This window comes from Mucilaginibacter sp. SMC90, from assembly GCF_022811725.1.
Lineage (GTDB): Bacteria > Bacteroidota > Bacteroidia > Sphingobacteriales > Sphingobacteriaceae > Mucilaginibacter.
On the sequence record NZ_CP094527.1, the window covers coordinates 445,985 to 460,669 of the forward strand.

Sequence of the window (14,685 nt, forward strand, 5' to 3'; positions counted from 1 at the left end):
TTATATAAAACATCATGAAATATCTTCAGAAAATAACATTTGCAATAACAGCAATAATAGCTTTGGGAAGCCAGGCAAAAGCACAGGATCATCGGTTCGATCCACCCTGGAATACCCCGCCTGAAAGCAAGGTGCAATTTACAGTTCCGGGAGTTGACAATGTACCCGACCTGTTCGGCGACATTAACGATCCGCAACTGGTGGTCTTCTTTGCTGGGAACCAGTTCATGTGTATCGATGACCTGATGTCCGCCTTTAAAAAACAATACCCGCAATACCAACGTGTATTTGCCGAAACCCTGCCACCGGGCATATTGGCTAAACAGATCATGGGGGGTAGTATCGTTATCGGAAATATGCGTATTACGCTTAAGCCTGATGTTTACACCGCAGGAAAAAGCCGTATCGATCAGATGCCGGAATATTTCAGCAAGACCGCACCCTATGCTTACAACCGCTTAGCTATTATGGTGCAAAAGGGCAATCCTAAAAAAGTGAAGGGTTTGAAAGACCTGGGGCGTAATGATGTGCGTGTAAGCATGCCCAATCCGGAATGGGAAGGGATCGGTAAGCGTATAGAGGAAGCTTATGTAAAAGTGGGTGGTGAAACCTTAAAAAATACGATCATGGATACCAAGGTTAAAAACGGTAAAACCTTTCTGACCCAGATACACCATCGCCAAACACCAATGCGCATTATGTATCAACAAAGTGATGCTGCACCGGTATGGTTTACCGAAGCCTATTATCAAAAAATGATCGGCCACCCTACCGATATGGTAGAAATACCGGAAGGTGAAAATATTAGCGCGACTTATGTGGCCGGGCAATTAAAAACAGCACCACACGCACAGGCTGCGCAGGATTTTATGGATTTTTTGGTGAGCCCGACCGCAAAAGCCATCTATAAAAAATACGGGTTCATAACAAAATAACGACTAATAATTAAAGATATGTCACTGCACTTAGGGGATTTAGCTCCCAACTTTACCGCACAAACAACCATCGGCGAGATCGAATTTTACGAATACCTTGGCGACAGCTGGGGAGTATTATTCTCTCACCCGGCAGATTATACACCTGTTTGCACAACCGAACTCGGAAGAACGGCTTTATTAAAAAGCGAGTTTGATAAAAGAAATGTTAAGGCGCTGGCTTTAAGCATTGATCCGCTTGATAAGCACTTATCATGGATAAGCGATATCAATGAAACACAAAACTGTAACGTTGACTTCCCGCTGATCGCCGACGACGATCGAAAAGTTTCGGAATTATACGACATGATCCACCCGAATGCATCAGCGACAGCTACCGTCCGCTCACTTTTTATTATCGGGCCTGATAAGAAGATCAAATTAATGATTACCTACCCGGCATCAACCGGCCGCAACTTTAACGAGGTATTAAGGGTGATAGATTCGCTTCAGTTGACGGATGAATTTAGCGTGGCTACTCCCGCAAACTGGGAAGCAGGCGAGGATGTGATTATTGGCCTGGGTATTAAGACGGAAGACATTGAATCAAAATTCCCTCAAGGACATCGCACTGTGAAACCTTATTTACGTTATACGCCAGACCCAACAAAACAATAGACTGGTTCAATGTTTATAAGTATTCGTTTTATATTATGCTAAAACTCAGCTTTTTTATTTTGTTGATGTCAATTTTGGATGCAGCCAAAGCGCAACACCACGATATGTCTATGCCAATGCCTGCCTCAAAAAATGTTTATTTGCAAATGATGGATCAAATGATGGTGAGTATGGATAAGTCAGCACCGACCCACTCATCGGATAAAGATTTCCTGACAATGATGATCCCGCACCATCAGGGCGCAGTCGATATGGCGAACTATGAAATAGAGCACGGTAAAAACCGGGAGATGGTCCAGTTGGCCAAAAGTATCAGGGCTGAACAATTGGTGCAGATACAGCAAATGGAATTATTGCTGCGTAGTGCTAAAACATTCGTCAGCTCGGGCACAGCCCATCAACAGGCCAACCAAAAAATGATGATGGTAATGATGCAGCAGATGCCAAAGGAAAAAGTGCTAAGCAATGATGACAATGCTTTTGCCCGGGTAATGATCCCTCACCACCAAGCCGCTATTGACATGGCTAAAGTGGCACTGCAATACGGCACCAACAAAAATATAAAGCGCCTTGCCGAAAGTATGATCTCGGATGAGCAGATTGAAATTGATCAAATGAAGAAATTCAGTCATATCCCGTAAAACAAACACCTATGAAAAAATTAATGTTCCTATTCCTGGTATTGCCGCTGACCAAATTAAGCGCACAGGACCGCGTCTACACGGGTAACCAAATATCCAATACTGTGTCAGTGATAGATCCTAAAACGCAAACTTTTCTGGGCGATATCGTATTGGGAAAGCCACAGCCTGAGATATTAAGCCCGCTTTACAAGGGGCAGGCATTGGTACATGGATTAGGTTATACGCCTAAAAGACAATTACTGGCGGCCGTAGCAATTGGCTCAAATTCGGTTACTTTTATATCTACCCCCACTAACAAGGTGCTTAAGACGATCTATGTAGGTCGGTCTCCGCATGAGGCTACATTTAACCCATCTGGCTCGCAAGCCTGGATCTCGGTAAGAGGTGAAGCATATATCAGTGTGATCGACGCGGCAACGATGAAGGAAATTAAACAGGTGAAGGTGGCGGACGGCCCTGGCATGGTTTCTTTTACGCCAAATGGCAAATGGGCCTACGTTTGTTCAAGTTTCACCCCCCGACTGGATATTGTTAATACAGCTACCTATCAGGTAGTGAAAAGTATTCCGGTGGTTAGCCCTTTCTCGCCGAATATATTTTGCAGCCCCGATGGTAAATGGATCGCCTTGACACATAAAGATATCGGCAAGGTAACATTGATCAACACAGCCACTAACAAAATTGAAAAGGTATTCAATACCGGGCCTATTACCAATCACGTTACGTTTACTGTCACCAATAAGGTGCCCTTAATGCTTGTGACCGTTGGTGGCGAAAACACCCTGAAAATTTTTAATATTAACCAGGGCTTCATACTGGTAGATAGCATAGCTACCGGTTCATTGCCACATGGCGTTTGGCCTTCCGGCGATGGGAAATTTGCTTATGTCGGCCTGGAGAATGATGATCAGGTGCAGGTAGTGGACCTTCTAAAAATGGCTATTGTAAAAACGATCCCTATTGGCCAGTGCCCGCAAGCTTTACTTTATGCCGTTAACGCCGGTCCGGTAACACCGGTCACCACGGGATTGTCGCCCTTGAACGCAGCCAATAAAAGCCAGGTGATCAAGCTAAAAAGCACCGGCGTAATGATGCCTACCGGCATGTTGAATGTAAGAAGCGTGGGTCTAACTGATCTAGTACAGCAGGATTTCAAAAAACTGGAACCGAACACCGCTTACATTTTAGCCCTGACCAATTCTACCCAACAGCCTTACAACGCAGATTACGTCATCAATTCATTTAAAACAGATGATAAAGGGACTTTTAGCGGACAGTCAACGGGCATTGTTAAAAGTGTAGCCAAACCTATGGCGGATTACAAAATGGTGATATTGATCAAAGAAACTAATAAGGTTACGGTCATGACCGGTCAATAAATTAAATAACGATGAAAAAGATCATGATAAGTTTGGCATTGGTTGCCGCCATTTGCGGCAACTTATATGCTCAAAAAGACACTTTACATATTTACGGCCCAGGTGGCCCTTTATCAGCCATGCAGGATTGCGCTAAAGCATTCAGCGCTAAAACAGGAATTCCGGTAAAAGTGACCGGTGGCCCCGAGTCTAAGTGGCTTTCGCAAGCGCAGGCTAATGCCGATGTGATCTACGGCGGGGCGGAATATATGCTTACGCAGTTCATGCAAACCCATCCGGGAATGGTTGATGCTGCAACACGTGTAGAACTTTATAAAAGACGTGCAGCTATTTTAGTAAGGCCGGGTAATCCCAAACATATTATCGGTTTAAAAGACCTTGCCAAACCTGGCATTAAAATACTTGACGTAAATGGCGCAGGACAGTTGGGTTTATGGGAAGATATTGCGGGTAAGGAAAACCTGATCGGTGGGATACAGCGAAACATTGGCGGATCTTTTGCCAATACTGCGTTGGGTATTGAGGCTTGGAAGAAAGATCAAAGTTACGATGCTTGGATCACCTATGCCTCATGGCATGAGAATCTGAAAGATGTTACACAGGTTGTAGAACTGCCTTTGGCATCACGGCTATTTCGTGGTACGCCGGTAGCGCTGACATCCAATACCAAACACGCAGCGCAAGCCAAACAATTCATTCAATTCTTACAAAGTATCGATGGCCATGCGTTATTTAAAAAGTGGGGATGGGAATAAAGTTCACTGTTAAACTATAGCAAAAACAGATCGACAGAATCAGTCTGCTTTTGCTTTACATGTTTGAGCTGTTTTTCATAACTTTAGACTATCAACCATCTGTTTTAACAATGAAAATGACTTAGTTTTATGATTGATCTTTGAGACATAAATAAAGAAGATCATGAAAACTATTCAACGTTACGTCCATTATGAATTTGATGACCAAGCAATAATAATTGGCAACAAGGTTATAAATATAGCTGTATCAGTCATCGCCTTGGCAGCAGCTACTTTCCCATTTTTGTTGTTATTTTACCGACTTAGTTAATAACCCTTTATCAATATGTTCGATTTCCGCTTACAGGTTTTTCATACAGTGGCCAAGCGGCTGAACTTTACCAAGGCGTCCACGGAACTTTTTATTAGCCAGCCTGCTGTGACCAAGCATATTAAAGAGCTGGAAGAACAGTTTAAAACCACGCTGATAGAGCGTAGCGGGAATAAAAAAATATCGCTCACACCTGCTGGCGAAATGTTGCTGGCTTATGCGGATAGACTGGCCGCTGTTTACAACGAGCTGGACTTTGATATGAACCTACTGATCAAAAAACATTCGGGTACGTTGCGTATCGGTGGCAGTAATACTGTTGCGCAGTACGTGATTCCCCCGGTATTAGCCCGGTTCCACGAAAAGTTTAAAGATGTACAAGTGAACCTGGTGCCAGGTAATACGGAGCAGGTTGAGCAGGCCTTACTGAATAAAGAGATTGACCTCGGCATTGTAGAGGGCATCCTCCGTAATCCGCAGTTGAGCTACCAAGAATTTTTGAGTGATGAACTGGTGCTGATCTGTAGTGCCTCGAATACTTTTAAAAAAGACAGCATTAAACCGGAGGAATTAATAGAACTGCCTTTATTGCTCCGTGAACCCGGTTCGGGAACGTTAGACGTTATTGCTCACGCTTTAAAGCCTTTCAATATCAAATTATCAGATCTGAAGATAGAAATGCAGTTAGGCGGCACGGAAAGTATAAAGTCTTATTTGCTACACAGCAAATGTTTTGCATTTGTATCGGTGCAGTCGATCTTGAAAGAGTTGAAGTATAACGAATGCCGGATCATCGACATTAAAGACCTGACTATTGAGCGGCCATTTTATTTTATCCTGCCACACGGTCAACCTTCATCATTAGCAGAAATATTTATGCGATTCGCTAAAAGCTATAAGAGCCTATAAGCATCTGATATGACTGAAAAGAAGAAAAAAGTCATTATCATGTTTATTGCCGAAGCACCTGGCTCTACCAACAACCATTTTTATTTAAAAAACACCAATTTATTCCGGGCAATGCGCGCGGCCTTTGAACAGGCTTTTGGTAAATTTAGTTCTGCTGACGATTTTCTTGATTTTTTTAACAAGTCCGGCAGCGTCCTGGATCATCTATATCCTCTGGGTAAAGAAACATCAGTTAACTTAACGCCTTATGCTGCCGAACAGTTAGCAGATCGTATGCGTTTGATTCAACCTAAACACGTTATCATTTTAATGAAGCGAATTGCTCCCAATGTCAGGAAAGCAGCTATCGATGCCGGTGTCTCTCCATCTGAAATTCTGACCACCGCATATCCCGCAGGAAGTGAAAAGAACAGGCAAGTCTTTATTCACGATATATCAACATGGTTAAGACACATACTCGATAATTTTTAGTTATCGTCAAGTTGGATTCGTGATAAAAATCAGCCCAAAAAGCTATCGATATTTGAATAACAAAATCAAATATCATGAAAACGTATCAATTGGTCATCGACCCCCAAATTCAAAGAAAACGGCAAGGAATGTAAATTCGATCACAGCCCTAAAAATGCTGTGGAACACACCGCAGTAGAAGATACACCTGTGATCGGTGTCAAAACAAAGAAAGGCTGGTTCGACAAAGATGCCCCTCAAAATCTTACCAGTAAGGAAGCTATGATCAGGGGAATTTTGGTAGTAACCATGCCAGCACTCAGCGCCATAGATTGGTATTGCGGCACCCATACCATATATATTCTCGCTCCGGTGTTGTTTTATTTGGAGGTAACTGCACTAACCATGACATGCCCTATTAAATCAATATTTAGTAAATACAGACATACAAATTTGCCTGAATTGTAATTTAAAGTTAAATTCCATCACACTTAGTTTAACACATCATGAAACATACGGTTGAAATAATTTCTGTTAAACAGATCACTCACGATGTTAAAAGGTTTAGGCTAACAAAGCCCGCCGGTTATCGGTTTAACCCGGGACAAGCCACCGAACTTTCGATCAACAGACCGGAATGGACAGATGTCCTCCGCCCGTTTACCTTTACAAGTTTAAACTCAGAGAACTTTCTTGAATTTACCATCAAGATCTATCCGGATCATCATGGTATGACCGAACAATTAGACAAATTGGAAAAAGGTGATGAGTTGATCATTAATGACCCGTGGGGGTCAATTGAATATAAAGGCCCCGGATATTTTATCGCGGGTGGCGCAGGGATCACGCCTTTTTTAGCCATTTTAAAACAACTTCATCAATTTGGCCAGCTAAATGGGAACACTTTATTCTTTGCGAATAAGTCAAAGGGTGATATTATTCTTGAGGATGATCTTAAAGATATGTTGTGCAGCAAAGTGACATTTCTTATTAGCGGGCAAACAGAAGATCCATATTTGAATGAAAGGATCGGGTATGCATTTCTCAAAGAAAACGTCAATGACCTTAAGCAATATTTTTATATATGCGGGCCGGAGCAAATGGTGAACGATGTAAACGACATCTTATTAAGTATGGGCGTATCGCCGGATAGATTGGTTTACGAGAAGTAAACATGGTGTATTCAACAGTAATACACAACTCTCTAAGATTTTATAATGCGCCGCAAGCCTGCTAAATTTACCGCATGATACAGTTTGGGCCAGCATTGCAATCAGCGTTAGAAGAAAACAGCCAGCGGAAGCAATTACCGGCGGGCACGGTGCTGATGTCATCCAACAGTTATGTGCGGTCATTGCCGGTGCTTTTATCCGGCAGTATGCGGGTTATGCGGCAGGATGAGGACGGCCGCGAGATCCTTTTATATTACATCAAGCCCGGCGAAAGCTGTATCATGTCATTCCTGGCCGGGATACATGAGGATACCTCAAAAGTACGCCTGGAGGTAGAAGAAGATGCCGATGTCTTGATGCTGCCCATTACCAAAGCCAGCGAATGGGTAAAAAGCTATCCCGAATGGGCCGACTTTATTTTTAAACTTTACCACCAGCGTTTCGAAGAATTGCTTACTGTGATCAATGAAGTTGCCTTTCAAAAATTGGATGACCGTATTGTAGAACTGCTCAAGAAGAAAGCCGCAGTATTCAATTCCCATGAATTTCAGATCACTCACCAGCAATTGGCAGAAGAGTTGGGCACAACGCGCGAAGTAGTATCACGCTTGCTTAAGCAAATGGAAAAGAAGGAAATGATCTCCCTTTCCCGCAATAAGATCACTTTAAATTTCCCTGTGTAACATAAGTCACCAATTGCCGGGCTGAAAGCGAATAGCTTTGTTCCATCAATCATCAGGTTTTGGAAATAGCAGGTTACGCAGCTTCGGTTTTAATTGGTTTATCCCTTGGTTTAATAGGCGGCGGTGGCTCTATTCTCACCGTACCTATTCTCGTTTATTTTTTTGCTATCGATCCGGTGTTAGCGACCACTTACTCTTTATTTGTAGTTGGACTAACCAGTACCGCAGGCGCGGCCAGCCATTACCTAAAAGGCAATGTGGATGTTAAGACCGCGTTGATCTTTGGTTTACCATCCTTGGCCGCCGTATTTATCATGCGGAGATGGGTAATGCCAGTGATACCAATTCACTTATTTACGCTCGGACACTGGACTGTTGCCAAAAGCATGCTGCTGATGCTGGTTTTTGCCGGTCTGATGCTGGCAGCATCCCTTTCCATGATCCGGAATAAAAAGGAAGATCGTGGTAGTTCCCAAGAGCTTAGTTATCCAAGATTAATTTTGCAGGCCATAGCTGTTGGCCTTATCACTGGTTTTGTAGGTGTTGGCGGTGGTTTTCTTATTATTCCATCGCTGGTATTGCTCGCAGGTTTACCGATAAAAAAAGCAGTGGGTACTTCGCTTATGGTAATGACCATTAGCTCGCTGCTGGGTGTATTGGGTGATATCACCGGGCATGTAGTAATAAATTATGCGTTTTTAGCCGTCTTTTCGGGTTTTGCCATTGCCGGTATCATCCTCGGCAGTTACCTCACGCGGTTCATCAGCGATACACGCCTGAAGCCTGCCTTTGGCTGGTTTGTATTGGCTATGGGTATCTTTGTTTTAATAAGCACTTTAACTAACTCACATGGACATCATTAAACAACCGTGGCCCTGGTATGTAGCCGGGCCGTTGATAGGGCTCATCGTGCCGGCACTATTAATATTAGGTAACAAAACATTCGGTATCTCATCTACTTTGCGGCAGATATGCGCGGCTTGTATCCCGGCAAATATTTCCTTTTTTAAATACGACTGGAAGAAGGACACATGGAATTTGTTTTTTATTGCAGGCATCGTTATAGGCGGATTCATCGCCGCGCATTTATTGTCCGATCCCGGACCGGTGGGCATCAATCCTAAAACCATTGTTGCCTTGCAGCAGCAGGGCATTAAAGATTTCAGCGGTTTACTGCCACAGGATATTTTTAGTTTCAAAGGACTAACCACTTTAAAAGGCTTTGTATTTATGGTGATCGGCGGTTTCCTGGTTGGCTTTGGTACACGCTATGCCGGCGGCTGTACTTCCGGCCATGCCATTATGGGTATTTCCTCTTTACAATGGCCTTCCCTGGTAGCTACCTGCTGCTTTATGATCGGCGGCTTCGTTATGACGTGGTTGATCTTACCTTATTTATTACAGCTATGAAGAATCTGAAGTTTTTACTGGTGGGGATATGCTTTGGCATCATCCTGATCAAATCCGAAGTGATCTCCTGGTTCCGCATACAGGAAATGTTCCGCTTGCAATCCTTTCATATGTATGGGATCATCGGTAGCGCTATTGTAGTAGCCATGATCTCCATATTATTGATCAAGCGCTTTAACATTAAAACAATCCATCAGAAGCCTATTGTTATCCCGGACAAGAAATTTAACTGGGGATATGTTTATGGCGGGTTGATCTTTGGTTTAGGCTGGGCGCTTACCGGCGCATGCCCCGGCCCGTTGTTCGCGCAGATCGGTAGTGGTATTTTAGTTACAACAGTAACGCTGCTGAGTGCCATAGCAGGCACCTGGGTTTATGGTCTATTACGTGAAAAACTCCCTCATTGATATGAAGATCGAACAATTTGAAGATAAAGGCCTGTCGCATTATTCTTATGCGATATTAAGCGAATGTGAAAACAAGATCGTGCTGATTGACCCATCAAGGGATATTACGCCATACCTGTCTTACGCCAAAGCACACGAAGCCACCATTATCGGTGTGATCGAAACCCACCCGCACGCCGATTTTGTGAGCGGGCACCTGGAATTGCAACAGGTTACTGGAGCGGTCATTTATTGCTCTAAACTATTGGGCGCTGAATATGCCCATCAAACATTTGACGATGGCGATGAGCTCTCATTCGGCAAAATAAAACTCAAAGCCCTGAACACACCAGGGCATTCGCCGGATAGCATCAGCATTGTTTTAGCACATAATGGCCAGGATAAAGCCGTGTTTACCGGCGATACACTGTTCATTGGTGATTGCGGTAGGCCTGATCTGCGTGAGCAGGCCGGAAACCTCACTGCGAGGCGTGAGGAATTAGCCAAACAGATGTATCATTCACTGCGCGACAAATTGTTGGTGTTGGACGATGCGGTTTGGGTTTACCCGGCACATGGCGCAGGTACCTTATGCGGTAAAGCGCTAAGCGATGCTAATCGCAGCACTATCGGCGCAGAAAGAGCGGGCAACTGGTCGTTACAGGAAATGAGCGAAACTGAATTTGTGCAGACCTTGCTGGAAGATCAGCCATTCATACCAAAATACTTTGCTTATGATGTTGCCTTGAATAAGCATGGCGCACCACCATTACAACCAGCATTAGCTGGCGTTCTGGCCAAAAAACCGGTCGAGCTGAACAGCGAAATGTTTATTATCGACGCCCGCCCTGAACAGGAATTTAAAAAAGGGCATTTGCCAGGATCGATCAATATTCAGGATGGCGGCAAATTTGAGACTTGGCTGGGCAGCATCATCGCACCCAAAGAAGCGTTTTATTTAGTAGCTGAAAACGAGGAGAAACTAAAGCAAGTAATCGGTAAAGCCGCTAAAATCGGTTACGAAGCTTTTTTAGAAGCCGCATTTGTGATTGACGGAGGCCACGAACAAATGGCAGAATTGCATTTAGCGCATTTTGTTACGCACCTGGAACAATACACCATAGTCGATATCAGGAATGGAGCAGAAGTAAAAGCGCAGCCAGTCTTTAAAAATGCTGTTCACATTCCCTTATACCAGTTAAGGGAACGCTTAGCAGACATACCTTTCAGCAAACCGATAGTTGTACATTGCGCCGGTGGCTACCGAAGCGCCGCCGGTAGCAGTATCGTAGCCAACGCATTTGGTTCAAAAACCAATGTATTCGATCTGGGCGAGACTATCAAAAACTTTATATACTAACGATGGCAAACAAAAAAGATCACTGGGAAAACGTTTATGCTCATAAAAAGCTGACCGAAGTAAGCTGGTACGAAGAAAAGCCGGAAACCTCGTTAAGCATCATCAACAGTTTTGATCTTCCCAAGGATGCCGCCATTATCGACATTGGTGGCGGAGACAGCTTACTGGCCGATCATCTGTTGGAATTGGGTTACTCCAACATTACCGTATTGGATATTTCTACCAAAGCTATTGATAGGGCAAAATTGAGGTTAGGCTATAGAGCTAATGAAATTAAATGGATCGTAAGTGATGTGCTGGATATCGGAACTGACGATCAATATGACATTTGGCATGACCGGGCAGCATTTCATTTTTTGACCAATACAGCAGATCAAAGCAAATATGCTGAAGTAGCAGCTAAACATCTGACCAATAAAGGATGGCTGATCATCGGGACTTTTGGTATTAGCGGCCCTGAACGGTGCAGCGGATTAGCTGTTGAACGTCATTCCCCTGCTTCGTTATCGAATATTTTCCAGCAGCAGTTTCAATTAACAGGTAGCGTAGAGCATATCCATCATACGCCTTTCAATACCGAGCAGCTATTTAATTACATATGGTTTCAAAATTTTCCATAACCTGTGGTTATCGTTCATTGCCTTTTATGATAAAAATCATTACCAAATAAGGCGGAATTTTGGGGTACCAAAAAACAAAAGATCATGAATACCCAACATCAGTTAACCCAGCCTCTTACTTTTCTGCACCTGAATGAAAACACCCGCAAGGTTATTTTTATACTTTGCGTGTCCGTGTGCCTAACACCATTTGTAAGCCCGGCCATCGCGCTGTTATTAGGTTTGGCGGTCGCACAATTATCCGGTCACCCGTACCTGCACTTAAATCATAAAGCGACTCACTTGTTATTACAAGTATCTGTTGTGGGCCTGGGTTTTGGTATGAACGTACACAGCGCCATGCAAGCCGGAAAAGAAGGCATATTGTTTACCATCGCGTCTATTAGCAGTACATTATTATTCGGCTTTTTGATCGGCAAGTGGCTAAAAATTGAAAAGAAAACCTCTTATCTGATCTCCAACGGTACCGCTATTTGTGGCGGCAGCGCCATTGCCGCCATTTCTCCGGTGATCAAGGCCGAAGAAAAACAAATATCTGTTGCGTTGGGCTGTGTGTTTATTTTGAACTCTGTCGCGCTGTTCGTGTTCCCGGTTATCGGGCATTACTTCAACCTGTCGCAAACACAGTTCGGTTTATGGTGTGCCATTGCCATTCACGATACCAGTTCGGTAGTAGGTGCCGCCAGCAAATATGGCGCACATGCTTTAGAGGTGGCTACCACCGTAAAACTGGCCCGGGCGCTGTGGATCGTACCGATTGCTTTCTTTTCAACGTTCCTGTTCAAGAACAATTCTAAAAAAGTGGTAATCCCTTATTTCATCGGGTTATTCATCCTGGCTATGATAGCCAATACTTATCTGCCGGTGGTTAAACTGATCAGCCCCTATATGGTAATGATCGCTAAAGCGGGACTTACGTTGACTTTGTTCCTGATAGGTGCCGGTTTATCACGTCAGGTATTGGCTTCCGTAGGGCTAAAACCACTTTTACAAGGTGTAGTGTTGTGGATACTGATCTCTGTCAGCGCATTATATGCCATCATGCACTTAGCATAATTTTATAAAACAATCGCAGAATCCCGTAAATAGCTTGATGGCTTTACCAGCTATTTTGCATTTAACCATTTCGGGTATGTTTCCCCGCTATGGATTAGCCTCGGTCTTAATGACTTGTAGAGAACCAACAGATAGAAAGCAAAAACTGCTGGCCTGCAAAAAAGTATTTAAATCATCGGCCAAAGGCACAAAAGCAGAACTAGCAACCGAGGCATTAAATGAAGGTTATAACGGGGGGATTTCCTGGTCTCAAACAAAGGCGGGCATTTAGGCTTTTATGATTGATAAATGATGCATACTATCATACAGATTATTACCGAATTTTTCCTCATGTTGTGGGACATTGCCTGGGGGCTGTTGTTCGGCTTCCTGCTATCCGCAGTAATCCGGGCTTTTATCTCAACAGAAACTATATCGTCGCGGCTGGGTAAAGACACGGCGGGGGCCGTCGGGCTTTCTACATTTTTCGGAGCAATATCTTCGTCTTGCTCTTACGCGGCAGCCTCCATGGCCCGTACATTACTCGTCAAAGGGGCTACCTGGGCAAATGCTGTGTCGTTTATGATATCGAGCACTAATCTTGTTTTTGAAATATTCATTGTGATCGTTACGCTGTTGGGCTGGCCATTTTTTGGCGGTGAAGTGATCGGCGGTTTGTTATTTATCCTGATATCAGCCTTGCTGATCAAGCTCTTTTTTTCAAAGTCTCTGAGTAAAGTCGCAGATACATCACATCATAACGATGATCATGCTCACCATCACGGGCACGACCATTCAAATCAAAAGTTAAGTTTTCTTGATAAAATTAAAGCAGCCACAGGCCATTTTTATATGGATGTGATGATGGTTGGTAAAGATATTATCATAGGTGTGGCGCTCTCTGCTGTGTTAATGGTTTTGGTACCCGAAAGTTTTTTGAAAAGCCTTTTTCTCACCGGACAAAGCCATTTGCCGCATTTATTGGTCTTAGCCTGGAACGCCATTGTTGGCATTCTGATCGCTGTTTTTGCTTTCGTTTGTTCGGTTGGCAACATCGTGCTGGCGGCGTTGCTTTGGCATGGTGGCATTTCTTTTGGCGGAGTGATCGCCTTTATCTTGTCCGACCTCGTGACCATCCCGATGCTGATGGTTTACCGGCGTTATTTCGGATGGAAAAGGATGTGGCTTTTGTTGCTTATTTTATCAACCGGCATTTTCATTACCGCAATAAGCGTCGATTACCTGTTTGAAGCACTGAACTGGCTGCCGAAAACACATGGGCAACCCATGCAAATGGCACAGGCGCATGTTAAATGGGATTATGGTACCTGGCTTAACCTCCTATTTATACCATTGGGATTGTTTTGCTTTTTCTACGGAAAAAAGCAAATAGCTAAAGGGAATGATATGTAATTTTATAACATTTAATCAAAATTCTATAAATTAACTATTGTATTATATATTATTTTTGATATAATGAAGAGGACCGCTGTCATTGGCTTTGCTGCATTCTACCTGATGTTGACCACAGGTATGTTCGTTTGCATTGTCCATTGCCTGGCGCGCGATGTTTTCAAGGTAGTGGCAAATGCAGCTCAGCACCAAAGCCATAGCCACAGCAAACCGAATATGGTTATAGCCCACTTGGGCAAGCAACAGGATCATCACAAAAAGGAGCCTTGCACAAGCGGGAAGGACTGCAAATGCTGCGACCAGCATGGCTCTTATGTGGTGAAAGAAAACATCAAGCCTTCTCTTGATCCTGTAAAATTTCAGTTGACCGCTTTAAAGGCCTCATCTTTTTACCAGTTATCTGTCTTTCAAACAAACTACCATCTGGCGACAAATTTATGGACCGATAGCCATGCGCCACCCGGCCCGGCCGGTATAACCTATCTTATCAAGATCCGTACCCTTCTCATCTGATTCAAGCATTGCTGCAAAAGCGGCCCGGCATTTTATTGTCTATTAATTAGCTTG

20 protein-coding genes are annotated in these 14,685 nt (G+C 43.7%); all 20 read left to right on the top strand.

The genetic code is table 11. The annotated features are described in order from the left end of the window. Window positions 1–14: 14 nt before the first annotated feature. The 20 genes from MTO98_RS01995 to MTO98_RS02090 all read left to right on the top strand — a co-directional run bounded on the left by MTO98_RS01995 (window position 15) and on the right by MTO98_RS02090 (window position 14,631). A complete protein-coding gene (locus tag MTO98_RS01995) occupies window positions 15–935 on the top strand; it encodes a substrate-binding domain-containing protein (protein WP_158829738.1) in 921 nt (306 codons plus the stop codon). A gap of 18 nt (window positions 936–953) precedes the next feature. Further along, complete coding sequence (locus MTO98_RS02000) at window positions 954–1,592, top strand: peroxiredoxin (RefSeq protein ID WP_158829740.1); 639 nt, start codon at window positions 954–956, stop codon at window positions 1,590–1,592. Between the two features lie 65 nt (window positions 1,593–1,657). Then, window positions 1,658–2,233 carry a DUF305 domain-containing protein gene (locus tag MTO98_RS02005; protein ID WP_243485000.1) on the top strand — a complete coding sequence of 192 codons (576 nt, stop codon included), beginning with the start codon at window positions 1,658–1,660 and terminating at the stop codon, window positions 2,231–2,233. An 11-nt stretch (window positions 2,234–2,244) separates the two neighbouring features. Next, window positions 2,245–3,615: a YncE family protein gene (locus MTO98_RS02010; protein WP_199269829.1), complete on the top strand. Its 1,371-nt coding sequence runs from the start codon at window positions 2,245–2,247 to the stop codon at window positions 3,613–3,615. A gap of 11 nt (window positions 3,616–3,626) precedes the next feature. After that, window positions 3,627–4,370, top strand: coding sequence for a substrate-binding domain-containing protein (locus MTO98_RS02015; RefSeq protein ID WP_158829744.1), 744 nt, complete (start codon window positions 3,627–3,629; stop codon window positions 4,368–4,370). 163 nt (window positions 4,371–4,533) lie between these two features. Continuing rightward, window positions 4,534–4,680, top strand: coding sequence for a hypothetical protein (locus MTO98_RS02020; protein WP_158829746.1), 147 nt, complete (start codon window positions 4,534–4,536; stop codon window positions 4,678–4,680). 15 nt (window positions 4,681–4,695) lie between these two features. Beyond that, window positions 4,696–5,589 carry a LysR substrate-binding domain-containing protein gene (locus MTO98_RS02025; protein WP_158829748.1) on the top strand — a complete coding sequence of 298 codons (894 nt, stop codon included), beginning with the start codon at window positions 4,696–4,698 and terminating at the stop codon, window positions 5,587–5,589. 9 nt (window positions 5,590–5,598) lie between these two features. Next, the gene (locus MTO98_RS02030; protein WP_078346161.1) at window positions 5,599–6,060 is read left to right on the top strand and encodes a hypothetical protein; all 462 of its coding nucleotides are present in this window, start codon (window positions 5,599–5,601) and stop codon (window positions 6,058–6,060) included. Between the two features lie 159 nt (window positions 6,061–6,219). Beyond that, window positions 6,220–6,507 (top strand): hypothetical protein, encoded by a 288-nt coding sequence (locus MTO98_RS02035; RefSeq protein ID WP_158829750.1) that lies wholly within the window; start codon window positions 6,220–6,222, stop codon window positions 6,505–6,507. A gap of 38 nt (window positions 6,508–6,545) precedes the next feature. Then, on the top strand, window positions 6,546–7,211 hold the full coding sequence (locus tag MTO98_RS02040) for an FAD-binding oxidoreductase (RefSeq protein WP_158829752.1): 666 nt from the start codon (window positions 6,546–6,548) through the stop codon (window positions 7,209–7,211). Between the two features lie 74 nt (window positions 7,212–7,285). Further along, window positions 7,286–7,894, top strand: a complete 609-nt coding sequence (locus MTO98_RS02045) for a Crp/Fnr family transcriptional regulator (RefSeq protein WP_158829754.1) — start codon at window positions 7,286–7,288, stop codon at window positions 7,892–7,894. A gap of 59 nt (window positions 7,895–7,953) precedes the next feature. Then, on the top strand, window positions 7,954–8,757 hold the full coding sequence (locus MTO98_RS02050) for a sulfite exporter TauE/SafE family protein (protein ID WP_158829756.1): 804 nt from the start codon (window positions 7,954–7,956) through the stop codon (window positions 8,755–8,757). Next, window positions 8,744–9,304 carry a YeeE/YedE family protein gene (locus MTO98_RS02055; RefSeq protein WP_158829758.1) on the top strand — a complete coding sequence of 187 codons (561 nt, stop codon included), beginning with the start codon at window positions 8,744–8,746 and terminating at the stop codon, window positions 9,302–9,304. Before MTO98_RS02050 ends, MTO98_RS02055 begins: the two co-directional genes overlap by 14 nt. Then, window positions 9,301–9,711, top strand: coding sequence for a DUF6691 family protein (locus MTO98_RS02060; protein ID WP_199269830.1), 411 nt, complete (start codon window positions 9,301–9,303; stop codon window positions 9,709–9,711). Before MTO98_RS02055 ends, MTO98_RS02060 begins: the two co-directional genes overlap by 4 nt. A 1-nt stretch (window position 9,712) precedes the next feature. Then, window positions 9,713–11,050: a rhodanese-like domain-containing protein gene (locus MTO98_RS02065; protein ID WP_158829762.1), complete on the top strand. Its 1,338-nt coding sequence runs from the start codon at window positions 9,713–9,715 to the stop codon at window positions 11,048–11,050. Between the two features lie 2 nt (window positions 11,051–11,052). Next, window positions 11,053–11,670 (top strand): class I SAM-dependent methyltransferase, encoded by a 618-nt coding sequence (locus MTO98_RS02070; RefSeq protein WP_158829764.1) that lies wholly within the window; start codon window positions 11,053–11,055, stop codon window positions 11,668–11,670. Between the two features lie 84 nt (window positions 11,671–11,754). Continuing rightward, window positions 11,755–12,726 (top strand): YeiH family protein, encoded by a 972-nt coding sequence (locus MTO98_RS02075; RefSeq protein WP_158829766.1) that lies wholly within the window; start codon window positions 11,755–11,757, stop codon window positions 12,724–12,726. Between the two features lie 37 nt (window positions 12,727–12,763). Then, complete coding sequence (locus tag MTO98_RS02080; protein WP_158829768.1) at window positions 12,764–12,997, top strand: hypothetical protein; 234 nt, start codon at window positions 12,764–12,766, stop codon at window positions 12,995–12,997. Between the two features lie 17 nt (window positions 12,998–13,014). After that, window positions 13,015–14,118: a permease gene (locus MTO98_RS02085; protein ID WP_243485001.1), complete on the top strand. Its 1,104-nt coding sequence runs from the start codon at window positions 13,015–13,017 to the stop codon at window positions 14,116–14,118. A gap of 63 nt (window positions 14,119–14,181) precedes the next feature. Beyond that, on the top strand, window positions 14,182–14,631 hold the full coding sequence (locus tag MTO98_RS02090; protein WP_158829772.1) for a hypothetical protein: 450 nt from the start codon (window positions 14,182–14,184) through the stop codon (window positions 14,629–14,631). Window positions 14,632–14,685: the final 54 nt, after the last annotated feature.